This is a genomic window from Streptomyces sp. NPDC001663 (assembly GCF_042893105.1).
Taxonomy (GTDB): domain Bacteria; phylum Actinomycetota; class Actinomycetes; order Streptomycetales; family Streptomycetaceae; genus Streptomyces.
In genome coordinates, this window is sequence record NZ_JBIAUR010000001.1 from 575549 (window position 1) to 588137 (window position 12589).

The following is a 12589-nucleotide window of genomic DNA, read 5'->3' on the forward strand; positions in this document are numbered from 1 at the left end:
CTTTCGGGGATGAGGGTCAGCCGAGCAAGTAGGGGCTTCAGCCGAGCAGGGAACGGCCGATGATCTCCTTCATGATCTCGGTGGTCCCGCCGTAGATGGTCTGGATACGGCCGTCGGTGAAGGCCCGGGCGATGGGGTACTCGGTCATGTAGCCGTAGCCGCCGTGCAGTTGGAGGCAGCGGTCGGTGACCCGCTTCTGCAGCTCGGTCGCCCACCACTTGGCCATGGAGGCGTGCACGGCGTCGAGCGTGCCGTCCGAGTGGTCCTCGACGCAGCGGTCGAGGAACGCGCGCGTGACGGCGCACTCGGTGGCCATCTCGGCTATCTCGAAGCGGATGTGCTGCTTGGTCGCGAGCGGCCGGCCGAAGGCCTCGCGCTCCTTGACGTACTCGGTGGTGATCTCCAGCAGGTGCTCGGCGGCGGCGATCGCTGAGACGGCGATGCTCAGGCGCTCCTGCGCGAGGTTGGTCATCAGGTGGCCGAAGGCGCCGTTGAGCGTGCCCAGCAGGTTCTCCTTCGGCACGCGCACGTCGCGGAAGAACAACTCGGCCGTGTCCTGCGCCTTCTGGCCGATCTTGTCGAGGTTGCGACCGCGCTCGAAGCCCTCCGTGCCTCGCTCGACGACCAGCAGCGACAGCCCGTGGGCGCCGCCCTCCGGCGTCGTCTTCGCGACGACGATCACCAGGTCGGCCAGGATCCCGTTGGAGATGAACGTCTTGGAGCCGTTCAGCACCCAGTGGTCGCCGCGGTCCTCGGCGTGCGTACGAATGCCCTGGAGGTCGGAGCCGGCGCCGGGTTCGGTCATGGCGATGGCGGTGATGATCGAGCCGTCGCAGAAGCCGGGCAGCCAGCGCCGCTTCTGCTCCTGAGTGGCGAGGCCGGTGAGGTACGGGCCGATGACGTCGTTGTGCAGACCGAGGGCGAGCCCGGGCGCACCCGCGCGGGTGAACTCCTCGGCCAGCACGGTGGCGTAGCGGAAGTCGGAGGTGCCGCCGCCCCCGAACTCCTCGGGCACGGCGAGCCCGAGCAGGCCCTGCTTGCCGGCCGCGCGCCAGGCGTCGCGGGAGACGATGCCGTCCTTCTCCCACTGCTCGTAATACGGCAGCACCTCCCTGGCCAGGAAGGCGCGCACCGTCTCGCGGAACGCGTCGTGCTCGGGGGCGAAGATCTGCCGCTTCATTCAAGGCCTTTCAGGAGGTCGGGTACGTCCCAGTCGCGTGCCACGTCGGTGGTGTCGGCGCCGGGCTGCGTGGGGCCGGTCCGTACGGCCGTGGGGGTCGCGGAGAAGCGGGGTGCGGGTGCGGGCTGGGTGATGCCGCCGTGGCCAGTGAAGGTGCCGCGGGCCGCGAGATGCGGGTGCTGAGGGGCCTCGCGCAGCGACAGCACGGGGGCCACGCACGCGTCCGTGCCGTCGAAGACGGACGTCCACTCGTCCCGGGTGCGGGACTTGAAGCGGGCGGCGACGGCCTCGCGCAGGTCGCCCCAGCGGGTCCAGTCCTTGCGGGCCTCGGCGTGCTCCGGCAGGTCGAGGAGTCGTACGAACTCGTCGTAGAACTGCGGCTCCAGTGGCCCGACCGCCATGTACTTGCCGTCGGCCGTCTCATAGGTGCCGTAGTACGGGCAACCGCCGTCCAGGAGGTTGGCGCCGCGCCGGTCCTGCCAGCCGCCGGCCGCGAGCATGCCGTGGATCATCGCCGAGAGGTGGGCGGTGCCGTCGACGATCGCGGCGTCGACGACCTGGCCGATGCCGCCCGCGCGCGCGTGGTGCAGGGCGGCGAGGACGCCGACGACGAGGTAGAGGGAGCCGCCCGCGTAGTCGCCGAGGAGGTTGGCGGGAGCAGGCGGCGGCTCGCCGGGGCTGCCGATCATGCCGAGGGTGCCGGTGAGCGCGATGTACGCGATGTCGTGGCCGGCGCGCTGGGCGAGCGGGCCGTCCTGGCCCCAGCCGGTCATCCGGCCGTAGATGAGCCGCGGGTTGCGGGCGTGGCAGGCCTCGGGGCCGATGCCGAGCCGTTCGGCGACACCGGGACGGTAGCCCTCGATGAGGATGTCGGCGCATTCGGCGAGGTCGAGGACGCGGGCCGCGCCGTCCGGGGCCTTCAGGTCGATGATCACCGAGCGCTTGTTGCGGTTGGTGACGTCGTACTCGGGGTTGATCGCCAGCCCCGGGCCACCGGGCCGGTCGACGCGCACGACGTCGGCGCCCAGGTCGGCGAGGAGCATGGCGGCGAACGGGCCCGGTCCGATACCGGCCAGCTCGAGTACGCGCACGCCGGTCAGCGGGCCCTGTCCTGGCGTCGTTGCCGTTGTCATGCAGCCCCCATTGGCGTGACACAACTGATGTAACACCAGTGATGCTAAGAACCTGTTCCACTGGACACAAGACCTGAACGAGCAAGCGCTTAGACAATCAGGGTCTCACTGCCCGTCCAGCTCGGCTATCAGCCGCTTGGGCGCGATCACGCGGTAGCTCTCCTCCACCCAGTCGCACAGCAGCTCCGCCGCCGGTGCACCCGTCTCCTCCAGCGGAATGCGGACCCAGCCGGCCTTGCCCAGGCCATATCCGGCGGGTTCGGCGCCCGGGGCGGTCAGGGCGTGGGCGTGGGCCTCCTCGCCCTTGAGCTTGACCGTGACGCCCAGCGGATAGGTGCCGTCGTCGACGCCGAGGAAGACGAACACCTTCCTGTTGACCTTCGCGACTGACTCGCCCCACGGGAACTCTTCGGCGGCGCCCGGCAGTCCGAGGGCGAACTCGCGCACCTTCTCCCATTTCTTCAGGGCGTTCTTCGGCACGGACACCGCTTACCTCCGGGCTCGTCGTCGGGCTCCGCACTCCTCACGCTAGCCTCGGCCACCGACAACGGCGCGTGCTGCGGAGCGAGGGGTGTCATGAACAGGCTGAACAGGGCGGACCGTCCGTACGACATCGTGCTCTTCGGAGCCACGGGCTTCGTCGGTGCGCTCACCGCGGAGTACCTCGCCGCGCACGCGCCCGACGGGCTGCGCTGGGCGATCGCGGGCCGCAGCGAGGAGAAGCTGGAGCGGCTGCGCGGGCGGCTGCCGGGTGCCGAGAAGGTGGGGGTGCTGCGGGCGGACGTGTCCGATCCGGCCTCGCTGCGCGAACTCGCCGAGCACGCGCGCGTGGTGGCCACGACGGTGGGCCCGTACGTGACGTACGGGGAGGAGCTCGTCGCCGCCTGCGCCGACACGGGGGCGGACTATCTGGACCTCACGGGTGAGCCCGAGTTCGTGGACCTGACGTACGTCCGGCACGACGCACGCGCGCGTGAGACGGGCGCGCGCCTGGTGCACGCCTGCGGGTTCGACTCCGTCCCGCACGACCTGGGCGCGTACTTCACCGTGCGACAGCTCCCGGAGGGCGTACCCCTGACGGTCGACGGATTCGTCACCGCCGACGCCACCTTCTCGGGCGGTACGTTCGCGTCGGCGCTCAACCAGTTCTCGCGGGTGCGTCCGATGTGGGCCGCCGAGCGGGACCGGAAGCGGCACGAGCCGCGTCTGGTGGGCAGGCGGGCCACCGCGCCCACGGGTGCGCCGCGGTTCGCGAAGGAGGTCGGCGCGTGGGCGCTGCCGCTGCCGACGATCGACCCGCAGATCGTGCGCCGCTCCGCGCAGGCCCTGGAGCGCTACGGCCCCGACTTCCGCTACCGGCACTACGCGGCGGTGCGGCACCTGCCGTTCGCGGTGGGCGGGATCGCGGCCGCGGGCGGTGTGTTCGCGGCCGCCCAACTGCCGCCTGCCCGGCGCTGGTTGTCGGACCGGCTCAAGCCCGGGGACGGGCCGAGCCCGCAGAAGCGTGCGAAGAGCTGGTTCAAGGTCCGCTTCGTCGGCGAGGGCGGCGGCCGGCGGGTGCTCACGGAGGTCGCGGGCGGCGACCCCGGCTACGACGAGACGGCCAAGATGTTCGCCGAGTCGGCCCTGTCGCTGGCCTTCGACGACCTTCCGCCGACGGCCGGCCAGGTCACCACGGCGGTCGCGATGGGCGACGCGCTCACGGAACGGCTGCGGCGGGCGGGGATCACCTTTCGGGTGGCGTCGAGCCGGTGAATTCGGACTGCAGAGGCCGCAGGCGCGAGCGGGACCGGCGCGCCTGACACGGCGTCGTTCCGCGACGCGCTCTCGCCGGGCGCTCAGGACTCCCGTGGCGCGAGGGGGTCCGGAGCGGTGCCCTGTCCGGGTGGCGACGTCGGGGTTCCGAGGCGGCGCCTCAGGAAGGGCTCCTGGGACAGTACGGCGCCCACGCTGAGGCAGCCGGCGACGGCCGCACACACGACGATCAGCCAGGACAGCAGGACGAAGACCGAACCCGCGGAACCGTAGTCGCCCAGTGCCCGGTTGAGCGCTCGTGGCATGTAGAAGTGTGCGGTCACGGACAAACAGCCGACCGCGACCGCCGTGAGGACGGCCCCTGGCAGGAGGGGCGCCCAGCGGACGACGCCACCCAGCAGAAGATGCTGGGTCCACCACCACATGGCCGCCTGCATGACCAGGACGAGCGGAAACGCCAGCCACGTCCCCAGGCCGAACCCGTCGTGCACCAGCCCCTGCACGACCAGTGCGCCGAGCCACAGGGCGATCCATGCGAGCCACCTCCACGGAGCGAGCTTCGTCCCGCCCCGGGGCAGCAGCCAGGCCCGTCGGCACAGCCGCTGCACCGCGCGACTGACCGCGGTGGCCGACAGCAGCACCATCAGCCCGCCCACCACGCCGATCGCCTGGCGCAGATCGTCGTCGGGGGGCGCGAAGGCGTGCTTCACCTCGGACTTCGCCTGCCCGGTCAGTCCGAAGACGGTGCTGATCGATTTGACGACCTGGTCCTGCAGTGTCTCCGGCGCGTACGCGCTCAGCACGAGCAGCAACGGGACGGCCGTCAGGAAGCACTGCGCCGCGATGCGGGTGGCGGAGTCGAAGATGTTCACCGACACGATGCGGTCGACGAGTCCCGTGATGACCGGGAATCGTGTCTCCAGCCGCGCGTGGACGGCTTTCAGACGGGCCGTGAGTTCCCGTGAACGATCACGCCACCGTGACGAGCGCCCGCCCTCGCCCGTGCCCTCGCGCCGCATCAGCCGCCAGTCCCCATCGCGCCGCTCCTTCCCGTTCCAGAGTGCGCGACGAAACGGGCCACGGCACCTTGCCGCGCAAAGGGGCGCACAATGGACGCGTGCGGCTCACCCGAGACGAAATGCGGCGGGTTACAGCCCTGCATAGGCTCGAAGCGTACGGTGCCTGATGGGATAGCCCATGGTCTTCGACCTCCTGCTCATCGCTCTTGCCATCACGCTGGACCCTCTTCCGCTCATGGCGTTCGTCCTGGTGGTGGCGTCTGCGAGAGGCGTACGGACGGGGCTCGCCTTCATCGCGGGATGGATGGTGTGTTTCGTCGCGGTGATCGCTCTGGTCCTGACACTGACCGGCGGGAAGCCTCCGGAGCCGAGGTCGCCGCCGTCCACGGTGAACCTCGCGATCAAGGTCGCCATCGGAGTGTCGCTGCTCGCGTACGGCCTCCACCGACGCCGAAGGCCCGTTCACCACGAGCCGTCCGCCACCGCCGCCTCGTCGTCGCAGGGCAAGTCCTCGTCCCTGACCGCCCGGATCGACCGCGGCGCGATCTGGCCGGCCGCGGGGCTTGCCATCGTTCTCCAGCCGTGGGGACTCGTCGCTGCCGGGGCCGTGACCGTGGTGGAAGCCGACGGCTCCGACCCCACGACCTGGCTGGTACTGATCGCGTTCTGCGTCATCGCGACCGCCAGTCTGCTCGCCGCCGAGGTGTACGTGGTGCTCAAGCCTGAATCGGCCCGACGCAGGCTGCATGAACTCCGCTCGTGGATGCAGGGCCACGCGGAACAGGCGATCGTGTACGGCAGCATCGTGATCGGCCTGTGGCTGGCCGGAAAGAGCATCTACGAGCTGGCCAGTTGACGCTCTCGCCGTTCCGCGTCAGCTGAGGAGCACGCGCTTCTGGGCCTCGAATTCCTCTTCCGTGAGCACTCCCTGGGCCTTGAGATCGCCGAGCTGCTTCAGTTGATCGATCTTGCGGGTCATGTCGTCGGCAGCCGGCTCCGACGCCGCGGGCGCAGGCGCGGCGGGTGCGGGCGGCGCGACGTCCTGCTGGTAGGCGGGTTGCCGTTCGCGGTCCTGCTCGGCCCAGCGGCCCGCCTGCCGCCGCGAGACGCGGTTGGACACCGCTGTGGCCGTCCCCGCGACCACGGCCGTGCGGGCTACGCCGCGAAGGAGTCCTGGCATGTCACTCATCTCCCTGTGCTCCGTGCGTGGGGTGGCGCTGCGGTGGCGGAGGCCGGTCTCACCGGGCGGCTCCACCGGAGGACGTCGTCGCCTCGGCGGCGTCCAGAGACGCCAGCAGCGTGTCCACGGAGATGCGGCCGCTCGCCACCATCTCGGCCCCGCTGCGCCGCAGCGCACGGGCGAGGGGCGCGGCCCAGACGTTCTCGTACACGAGGACGGCGGCGGAGTTGCCGGGCGCCAGCGCGGCACCGGCGTCGTCCAGGTCGCCCTGGTCCAGCAGCCCCGACGAGGCTCCCTCGAACACGGTCAGATCGACCTCATCGCCCACCTGCCGCAGTTCCAGCACCTCGACCGATCCGTCGGTGCCCTTGCGGATGAACACGAGGTCGAGAATGCGGATGACACCGCGCTCGACCAGATCGACGAGCAGGGGCAGGCCCTCACCCGTCATACGGCTGCCGGGAAACTCGACGATCAGGTAGTCGACGGGTCCCATGTCCCCGATGTCCTGCTGCATGGCCACTCCTCAAGGTGACTGGAACGCGGTCACACCTCGGGCGTCGGTCGCCCGGAGCGCAGCCGGAAAATCAGCCCCTTCAGCCATTGCAGCACTCGGCTCGGCCCCCTGCATGTTCAGTCGGCGGCCGTCGGGGCCTAGACCGACCATCCCGCGATGGTGTAGATCATCCCGCCGATCCAGCCGAGCCCCGCCAGCACGGCGAGGATCAGCGCAGCCGTCACGGCACGCTCGACGGGACGGTTGGGGTCGGCGAGGGGCTTCGGGGCGCGGTGCGAGGTCATGCGGTGCGTCGTCATGCGGCACAGCCTGCCGACAGCGGCCATGTGCCCACATCCGTACGGGTACTCAGTCCAGGTACTCAGGTCCCCCCTCGAGCGGCTCCGGCGGCCACTCCCCGAGCACGTCCGCGATCCGGTCCCGTACGGCGGGGTCGTGCGCCGCGGTGGCGAGCTGCCAGGCGAGGGGGCCGATCTGCCACCCGGCGTGGTGGTCGAAGAACGGAGGAGGCCCGGCCGCGTTGTGAGCGACCTTGCCCACCAGCTCAGCGAGGCGGAACAGGATCCGTTGCTCCTGCGGGAGTTGCTCCTCCGCCCGGCCTCCGCGGACCAGCTCGAACACTTCGCGTCCGCGGCTCCACCGGTCCCGGTCGGCCGCCAGCTCCAACGCGGCCTCGATCTCCGGTGTCCGGCCCGGTCGGTCGGCCGCCGCCTCGAGCACGCGGCCCGCCCAGGTGACCGGGTCGGGCTGACGCTCGAACACGGTGCGTCCCCACGATCGGGTGCGGTCGGCCGCCGCCAGGTCGGCGAGCGGCTGTCTCGGCGCAGTCGCCTCCCGCAACGCCTTACGGCACAGCGCGTCCGCCCTGCGGGTCGTTTCCGGGAGGCGGTACTTCGGGGTCAGGGCCAGTACATGGGCGCAGGCGTTGTCGAGGTCCGTGCGGTGGCCGACGGAGACGAAGACCGGCTTGACGGCCTCGCGGGTGCGCAGGGCGCGGCCGACCTGTTCGGTACCCGCGAGGAGCGGTGACGTGCTGCCGCGCGGGGCGGCCGGGTCGTCGTACGTGAAGGTGAAGGGGTTCTTGGCGACGCCGATCGTGGGCAGGCCCGTGAGGACACCGAGGTGGCTGGCGAGGCCGAAGCGGCGCGGGTGGGCCAGGCCGTAGCCGTCGCAGACGACCAGGCCCGGCGGGCAGGGCAGGGCGTCGAGGGCGGCGAGGACCGTGGGGATCTCGCGGAAGGCGAGCAGGCCGGGGACGTAGGGGAAGGAGATCCGGCCGACGGCCGTGGCCTCGGCGACGACCTCGAGGGTCGCCGCGTCCAGGACGACCGCCGCGGCCGCGACGACGTCCCGCTCGTCGTCGTAGGCCACGTCGACACCGGTGACATGGCCCGTGCCGGGCGGCGGTCCCGGCTCGTCGAGCACCACGCGTCCGCGCAGCTCGTCCTGGACGGTGCGGGCCTCTTCCTCGGTCGCGGGCCAGCCCGCGGGGATGCGTACGGTCGTCATGATGGGGACGAGCGTACGGCCCCGTACCGACGGCGTAGGCTCGCGATCATGTTCGTGCTGGAGCTCACCTACACCGCCCCGCTCGAGGCCGTCGACGCGCTGCTGGACGCCCACCGGGCGTGGCTCGACGAGCAGTTCGCGAAGGGCGTGTTCCTCGCCGCCGGGCGCAAGAACCCCCGCGACGGCGGGGTGATCCTGGCCGTCGCGGAGGACCCCGCGCGCGTGGCGGAGATCGCCGCCGGCGACCCCTTCTCGACCGGCGGCGTGTGCACGTACCGCATCACCGAGTTCGTCGCCGTGAAGACGGCACCGGTCCTGGAGCCGTACCGCGAGACGCTCGACTGACCCGGCGTCAGCTCTTCTTGCCGGCCAGGGCGCGCTGCAGCTGGTCCTTGTTCATGTTCGAACGGCCTTCGATGCCGCGCTGCCTGGCCTCGTTGTACAGCTGGTCGCGGGTCGGGCCCTGGGAGCCCCGGCCGGACCGCTGACCGCCGCGCTTGCCGGACGACATGTCCTTCGTGGAGCTACGGCTGGCGGACCTGGACTCGCCGGACCGGGCGCGCTCCTTGTTCACCGTCCGCGCGGCGATCTCCTCGGCGCGCTTCTTGCTCTCTCCCCGGTCCTGCGCGCTCTCCTTGATGTGCTCGTACTGGCGTTCCCGCTTGGGGCTCGAACCACGCGGCATGTTCGCTCACTCCTCTCGCAGTCAGCGACCGAGTACCCGCAATCGAGCCCCATGCGTCACAGCTCCAGGCGAGCCACCCGCCCCTGCTCCCCCGCCGCCCAGCAGCCCAGGTCCGCCGTGCAGTCCACGGTGTCGTACGAGCCCGTGTCGACGGTCTGCCAGGTGCGGCCGCCGTCGGTGGTCAGGTCGGTGCCGGTGGGGCCGACCGCGAGCGCGACGGTGCGGCTGTGCGGGAGCCACGCGGCGCCGGAGCGGTAGGCGGGCGGCGGCTCGGCGGCGGGCCGCCAGGTGCGGCCGCCGTCGCCGGTGACCGCCGCGGCCTGCGGTGAGGCCTGGTCGGGGCGGTAGTCGCCGCCGACCGCGAGGCCGTGGGTGCGGTCGCGGAAGGCGAGCGCGAAGACGCCCTTGGCGGGGTCGCCCGCCGGGATCGGCGTGTCGGCGGCCGTCCAGGTGAGCCCGCGGTCGCGGGAGTGCAGCACGCGCGCGCGTGCACCGCCGCCGGTGGCCAGCCAGACGTCCGACGGGCCGGAGGCGACCAGGCACTGTCCGCTCGCCGCGAAGCCCGCCTCGCCGTCCAGGGCGGCCGGCATCCCGTCGCTCGGGAGGACCTTCCAGGAGCGGCCGCCGTCACTGGTCGACAGGATGCGGAACTTGCCGTCCACCGGGTCGCTCATCGCCAGGCCGTGGCGGCGGTCGAAGAAGGTGAGGCAGTCGTAGAAGGCCTTCGCGTCGGTGTTGCGGAAGGACTCGGTCCAGGTCTCGCCGCCGTCGTCGGTGCGGTACACGCGGGAGGCCTCGCCCTCGCCGATGGCCAGCACCACCGCGCGCCGCGCGTCGAACGCCTCGATGTCCCGGAACTGCAGATCGGTGGCGCCGGGCGGCGAGACGTTCCGCCAGCTCGCCCCGCCGTCGGTGGTGCGCAGCACGGTGCCCTGGGTGCCGGCCACCCATGCGGTGTCCCGGCTCACGGCCGACAGCCCCCGGAAGCGAACCGCGCTCGCGCCGGTGTCCTTCAGTTCCCAGTGCGGCGCCCGGTGCTCCGGCTCGTGCGCCTGCGCCGGTACGGCGGTCAGGGCGGCCAGCGCCGCCGAGCACACCGCCCCCGCGGCCACCGTGCGAAACGTACGTCTCATTCGTCGCGTGTTCCCCATACGCCTCATGGCGGGCGAAGCTAGCCGACGCGTTGTACGCCGTCCAGATGGCGGGATCGCCACAACTGCCCGTCGGGACACGGGAGGTGGGCCTCGTCACTCCCGTGCATGAACGCGGTGACGGAGGTCACTCGAATTTCGGGTGCACGGATTGGCTGATTCCGGCGTCTCTAGCAGTGCCCCGCCCGATTCACCCGAAGCCCGTCCAGCCGTCACAAGGGAGCAGGCGTTGTCCACCGTCATCGAGCAGCCCGTGGAGGCCCGCCTCGTCGCCGCCGCGCCGCGTATGCCGAGCATCCCGGCGAAGCTGCACTACGACCGCAGCGATCCGTTCGCGGTCCGCATGACCTTCCCCGCTCCGGCAACCCTGGAGGGCGTGGAGGTCTGCTGGACGTTCGCGCGCGACCTCCTCCTGGCCGGCCTGGAGGGGCCCGAGGGTCACGGCGACGTAAGGGTGCGGCCGTACGGCTACGACCGCACCGTCCTGGAGTTTCATGCCCCCGAGGGCACCGCCGTCGTGCACGTCCACTCGAAGGACATACGCCGGTTCCTCGGCGCGACGAGCGACCTCGTGCCCGTCGGGTTGGAGCATCTGCAGCTGGACCTTGATCATGACCTGGCGGAGCTCATGCGGGACGCCTAGCGTTCCCAAGGGGGTGCGCCCCTTCAGGCCTGGTCAGCGCAACGCCAGCAGTTTGTTGAGCTCTCCGTAGTCGAGGCCGTCGGACAGCGTCTCGTACGTTCCCGCCTGCAGTAGCTCCCGTGCGGCGCGGTGGACCAGGGCGTGCGCTGCCTGTGCGATGGCTGAACCGGCGCTCACGCGCGCGACGCCGAGCGCGGACAGTTCGGCGACCGGCGGGGCGCCGGGCCCTGCCAGCACGTTCAGCGGGCCGTCGATTCCGTCGACGAGGAGTTCGAGTGTTCCCGGTTCGACGGCACCGGGGACGAAAATCCCGTCGGCGCCCGCGGTGCGGAAGGCGGCGGCCCGTTCCAGAGTGAGGTCCACTTCCCCCGCGCCCCTGAGGAACGTGTCGATCCGGGCGTTGATGAACAGCGGTATGCCCTCCGCGTCGGCGGCCTCGCGGGCGGCGGCGATGCGTTCGGCCTGTTCGGCGACGGAACGCAACGGGCCCGTCCCGGCCTCGTACAGCGCGTCCTCGATGTTCACGCCGACCGCGCCCGCCGCGAGTACCGCGCGAATAGTGTCGGCGACGCCCGCCGCGTCCCGCGCATAACCGCTCTCGATGTCCGCGCTGACGGGCACGTCGACCGCGGCGGCGATGTCCGCGACGGCGGCCAGGGCGCGGTCGCGGTCCAGTCGGTCGCCGTCCGCCGAGCCGAGGGCCCAGGCGAGGCCCGCACTGGTGGTGGCGACCGCGGCGGCGCCCGCGTCCTCGATCAGGCGGGCGCTGGTGGTGTCCCACGCGTTCGGCAGGACGAGCGGCCTGCCCGGGACGTGCAGGGAGCGGAAGGCCAGGGCACGGTCGCGCAGAGGTTTCTCGGTCGTCATGCGGCTCACTCAAGCAGCCGCAGCGGGGCGGGAGCTGGCAGGAATCCGACATGTACGTCAAGCGCCAGAGCAGCCTCAGTCGCCCGCCGTCACGGCCACCGTCGTCACCGCGGCGATCAGCGCCGTGTGCACCTCGGTGACGACCTTCCGCAGCGCCGGGGCCGCCGCCCCGCTGCGCTCGGTCAGTGCATCCACGCGTGCCTTGTGGCGTTTGCGGTCCTTGCCGGGCAGCACGGTGCGCAGCTCCGCCGCGGCGGCGAGGGCGACCACGGCCGCGTCCCGGTCTGAGACCTCCGAGACCGGCACCGGCCCCTCGAGGACCCGCCGTGCCTCCTCCTGAAGCGCGTCCACGAGGGCACCCTGCTCCAGTACGTGCTCCACGCTCGGGAAGACGCCGAGCACCCGCTTCTTCTCCGCGCGCAGGTAGCCCGCTGCGGTCAGCTGCTCCCGTACCGCGTCCAGGGTCACGCGCGCGTGCAGCGTCACCCAGGTCCGCCACCGGTGCGGCCGCGACTCGCGGACCAGCTCCAGCAGCCCGTCGAGGGCGGTGTCCCCGGTGAGGGAGTCCATGTCGGCGGGCGTGGCGATGCCGTCCTCGTCCACGAGCAGGCCGCGCTGGGCCAGTTCGGTGAGGGCGCCGGCCCGCACCAGATGAGGGAGGCGGGCGGCGCCGGTGACCTCGGTCCTGTTCGTGTCCCAGGCAAGCAGGTAGAGCCGGGCGGGCAGGGAGAGCGAGCCGTTGGGCACGAGGCCTCCTTCGTACGGTGAGGTCGGGGATCACGTTAATTCGTTGACAGGCCCCGAGCCGCTTCCTACGGTGTACAGCGGTTCTGTTGCCGTCGATCGGAGAAGGACGTTGCTCGTCTGAGGTCCTGAGACACCGCGTCACACACATGAGGTGTGTGCGCTGCGTGCGACCTCGGCATTCGAGCCGTCCCGACGGAGCAGGG

At 71.7% G+C, this 12589-nt stretch carries 15 protein-coding genes and 1 pseudogene; 4 read left to right on the forward strand and 12 right to left on the reverse strand.

What is annotated here, in order from left to right:
* Positions 1-37: 37 nt before the first annotated feature.
* From ACFY1L_RS02765 to ACFY1L_RS02775, 3 genes are all read right to left on the reverse strand, one after another.
* On the reverse strand, positions 38-1180 hold the full coding sequence (locus ACFY1L_RS02765; protein WP_388817088.1) for an acyl-CoA dehydrogenase family protein: 1143 nt from the start codon (positions 1178-1180) through the stop codon (positions 38-40).
* Complete coding sequence (locus ACFY1L_RS02770) at positions 1177-2313, reverse strand: CaiB/BaiF CoA transferase family protein (protein WP_388817091.1); 1137 nt, start codon at positions 2311-2313, stop codon at positions 1177-1179. Before ACFY1L_RS02770 ends, ACFY1L_RS02765 begins: the two co-directional genes overlap by 4 nt.
* 105 nt (positions 2314-2418) lie before the next feature.
* Positions 2419-2799, reverse strand: coding sequence for an MmcQ/YjbR family DNA-binding protein (locus tag ACFY1L_RS02775; protein ID WP_388817094.1), 381 nt, complete (start codon positions 2797-2799; stop codon positions 2419-2421).
* Between the two features lie 90 nt (positions 2800-2889).
* On the opposite strand from ACFY1L_RS02775, the gene ACFY1L_RS02780 reads away from it, so the two are divergent.
* Positions 2890-4068, forward strand: a complete 1179-nt coding sequence (locus ACFY1L_RS02780; protein ID WP_388817097.1) for a saccharopine dehydrogenase family protein — start codon at positions 2890-2892, stop codon at positions 4066-4068.
* Positions 4069-4151: 83 nt separating this feature from the next.
* Here ACFY1L_RS02780 and ACFY1L_RS02785 read toward each other — a convergent pair whose 3' ends face one another.
* Positions 4152-5087, reverse strand: a complete 936-nt coding sequence (locus ACFY1L_RS02785; protein ID WP_388817100.1) for a hypothetical protein — start codon at positions 5085-5087, stop codon at positions 4152-4154.
* A gap of 178 nt (positions 5088-5265) precedes the next feature.
* Here ACFY1L_RS02785 and ACFY1L_RS02790 point away from each other — a divergent pair, with 178 nt between their 5' ends.
* Complete coding sequence (locus tag ACFY1L_RS02790) at positions 5266-5943, forward strand: GAP family protein (protein ID WP_388817103.1); 678 nt, start codon at positions 5266-5268, stop codon at positions 5941-5943.
* A gap of 18 nt (positions 5944-5961) precedes the next feature.
* Here the strand turns inward: ACFY1L_RS02790 and ACFY1L_RS02795 are convergent, their stop codons facing one another.
* The 4 genes and pseudogenes from ACFY1L_RS02795 to ACFY1L_RS02810 all read right to left on the reverse strand — a co-directional run.
* Positions 5962-6267, reverse strand: coding sequence for an SHOCT domain-containing protein (locus ACFY1L_RS02795; protein WP_388817106.1), 306 nt, complete (start codon positions 6265-6267; stop codon positions 5962-5964).
* 58 nt (positions 6268-6325) lie between these two features.
* Positions 6326-6784 carry a DUF6325 family protein gene (locus ACFY1L_RS02800; RefSeq protein WP_388817109.1) on the reverse strand — a complete coding sequence of 153 codons (459 nt, stop codon included), beginning with the start codon at positions 6782-6784 and terminating at the stop codon, positions 6326-6328.
* A gap of 137 nt (positions 6785-6921) precedes the next feature.
* A complete protein-coding gene (gene mmpA / locus ACFY1L_RS02805) occupies positions 6922-7068 on the reverse strand; it encodes a morphogenic membrane protein MmpA (protein ID WP_388818896.1) in 147 nt (48 codons plus the stop codon).
* Between the two features lie 541 nt (positions 7069-7609).
* Positions 7610-8293, reverse strand: a pseudogene (locus ACFY1L_RS02810) (endonuclease V); the annotation flags it as partial.
* 48 nt (positions 8294-8341) lie between these two features.
* On the opposite strand from ACFY1L_RS02810, the gene ACFY1L_RS02815 reads away from it, so the two are divergent.
* Entirely contained in the window at positions 8342-8638 is a 297-nt protein-coding gene (locus ACFY1L_RS02815; protein WP_388817112.1) for a YciI family protein, read from the forward strand.
* 7 nt (positions 8639-8645) lie between these two features.
* On the opposite strand, the gene ACFY1L_RS02820 is transcribed toward ACFY1L_RS02815, so the two are convergent.
* A complete protein-coding gene (locus ACFY1L_RS02820) occupies positions 8646-8978 on the reverse strand; it encodes a plasmid stabilization protein (RefSeq protein WP_388817115.1) in 333 nt (110 codons plus the stop codon).
* A 56-nt stretch (positions 8979-9034) separates the two neighbouring features.
* Positions 9035-10111: a WD40/YVTN/BNR-like repeat-containing protein gene (locus ACFY1L_RS02825; RefSeq protein ID WP_388817117.1), complete on the reverse strand. Its 1077-nt coding sequence runs from the start codon at positions 10109-10111 to the stop codon at positions 9035-9037.
* Positions 10112-10358: 247 nt separating this feature from the next.
* Between ACFY1L_RS02825 and ACFY1L_RS02830 the strand changes: the two genes are divergently transcribed.
* Entirely contained in the window at positions 10359-10772 is a 414-nt protein-coding gene (locus tag ACFY1L_RS02830) for an SsgA family sporulation/cell division regulator (protein ID WP_388817120.1), read from the forward strand.
* A gap of 33 nt (positions 10773-10805) precedes the next feature.
* Here ACFY1L_RS02830 and ACFY1L_RS02835 read toward each other — a convergent pair whose 3' ends face one another.
* The gene (locus tag ACFY1L_RS02835) at positions 10806-11639 is read right to left on the reverse strand and encodes an isocitrate lyase/phosphoenolpyruvate mutase family protein (RefSeq protein ID WP_388817123.1); all 834 of its coding nucleotides are present in this window, start codon (positions 11637-11639) and stop codon (positions 10806-10808) included.
* A 75-nt stretch (positions 11640-11714) separates the two neighbouring features.
* Complete coding sequence (locus ACFY1L_RS02840; protein WP_388817126.1) at positions 11715-12386, reverse strand: GPP34 family phosphoprotein; 672 nt, start codon at positions 12384-12386, stop codon at positions 11715-11717.
* Positions 12387-12589: the final 203 nt, after the last annotated feature.

What these genes read in the sequence shown, in the direction of transcription:
- ACFY1L_RS02765 (WP_388817088.1), bottom strand. Translation starts at nt 1,180, where the DNA reads ATGAAGCGGCAGATCTTCGCCCCCGAGCACGACGCGTTCCGCGAGACG.
- ACFY1L_RS02770 (WP_388817091.1), bottom strand. Translation starts at nt 2,313, where the DNA reads ATGACAACGGCAACGACGCCAGGACAGGGCCCGCTGACCGGCGTGCGC.
- ACFY1L_RS02780 (WP_388817097.1), top strand. Translation starts at nt 2,890, where the DNA reads ATGAACAGGCTGAACAGGGCGGACCGTCCGTACGACATCGTGCTCTTC.
- ACFY1L_RS02785 (WP_388817100.1), bottom strand. Translation starts at nt 5,087, where the DNA reads ATGCGGCGCGAGGGCACGGGCGAGGGCGGGCGCTCGTCACGGTGGCGT.
- ACFY1L_RS02790 (WP_388817103.1), top strand. Translation starts at nt 5,266, where the DNA reads ATGGTCTTCGACCTCCTGCTCATCGCTCTTGCCATCACGCTGGACCCT.
- ACFY1L_RS02795 (WP_388817106.1), bottom strand. Translation starts at nt 6,267, where the DNA reads ATGCCAGGACTCCTTCGCGGCGTAGCCCGCACGGCCGTGGTCGCGGGG.
- ACFY1L_RS02800 (WP_388817109.1), bottom strand. Translation starts at nt 6,784, where the DNA reads ATGCAGCAGGACATCGGGGACATGGGACCCGTCGACTACCTGATCGTC.
- mmpA (WP_388818896.1), bottom strand. Translation starts at nt 7,068, where the DNA reads ATGACCTCGCACCGCGCCCCGAAGCCCCTCGCCGACCCCAACCGTCCC.
- ACFY1L_RS02815 (WP_388817112.1), top strand. Translation starts at nt 8,342, where the DNA reads ATGTTCGTGCTGGAGCTCACCTACACCGCCCCGCTCGAGGCCGTCGAC.
- ACFY1L_RS02820 (WP_388817115.1), bottom strand. Translation starts at nt 8,978, where the DNA reads ATGCCGCGTGGTTCGAGCCCCAAGCGGGAACGCCAGTACGAGCACATC.
- ACFY1L_RS02825 (WP_388817117.1), bottom strand. Translation starts at nt 10,111, where the DNA reads ATGAGACGTACGTTTCGCACGGTGGCCGCGGGGGCGGTGTGCTCGGCG.
- ACFY1L_RS02835 (WP_388817123.1), bottom strand. Translation starts at nt 11,639, where the DNA reads ATGACGACCGAGAAACCTCTGCGCGACCGTGCCCTGGCCTTCCGCTCC.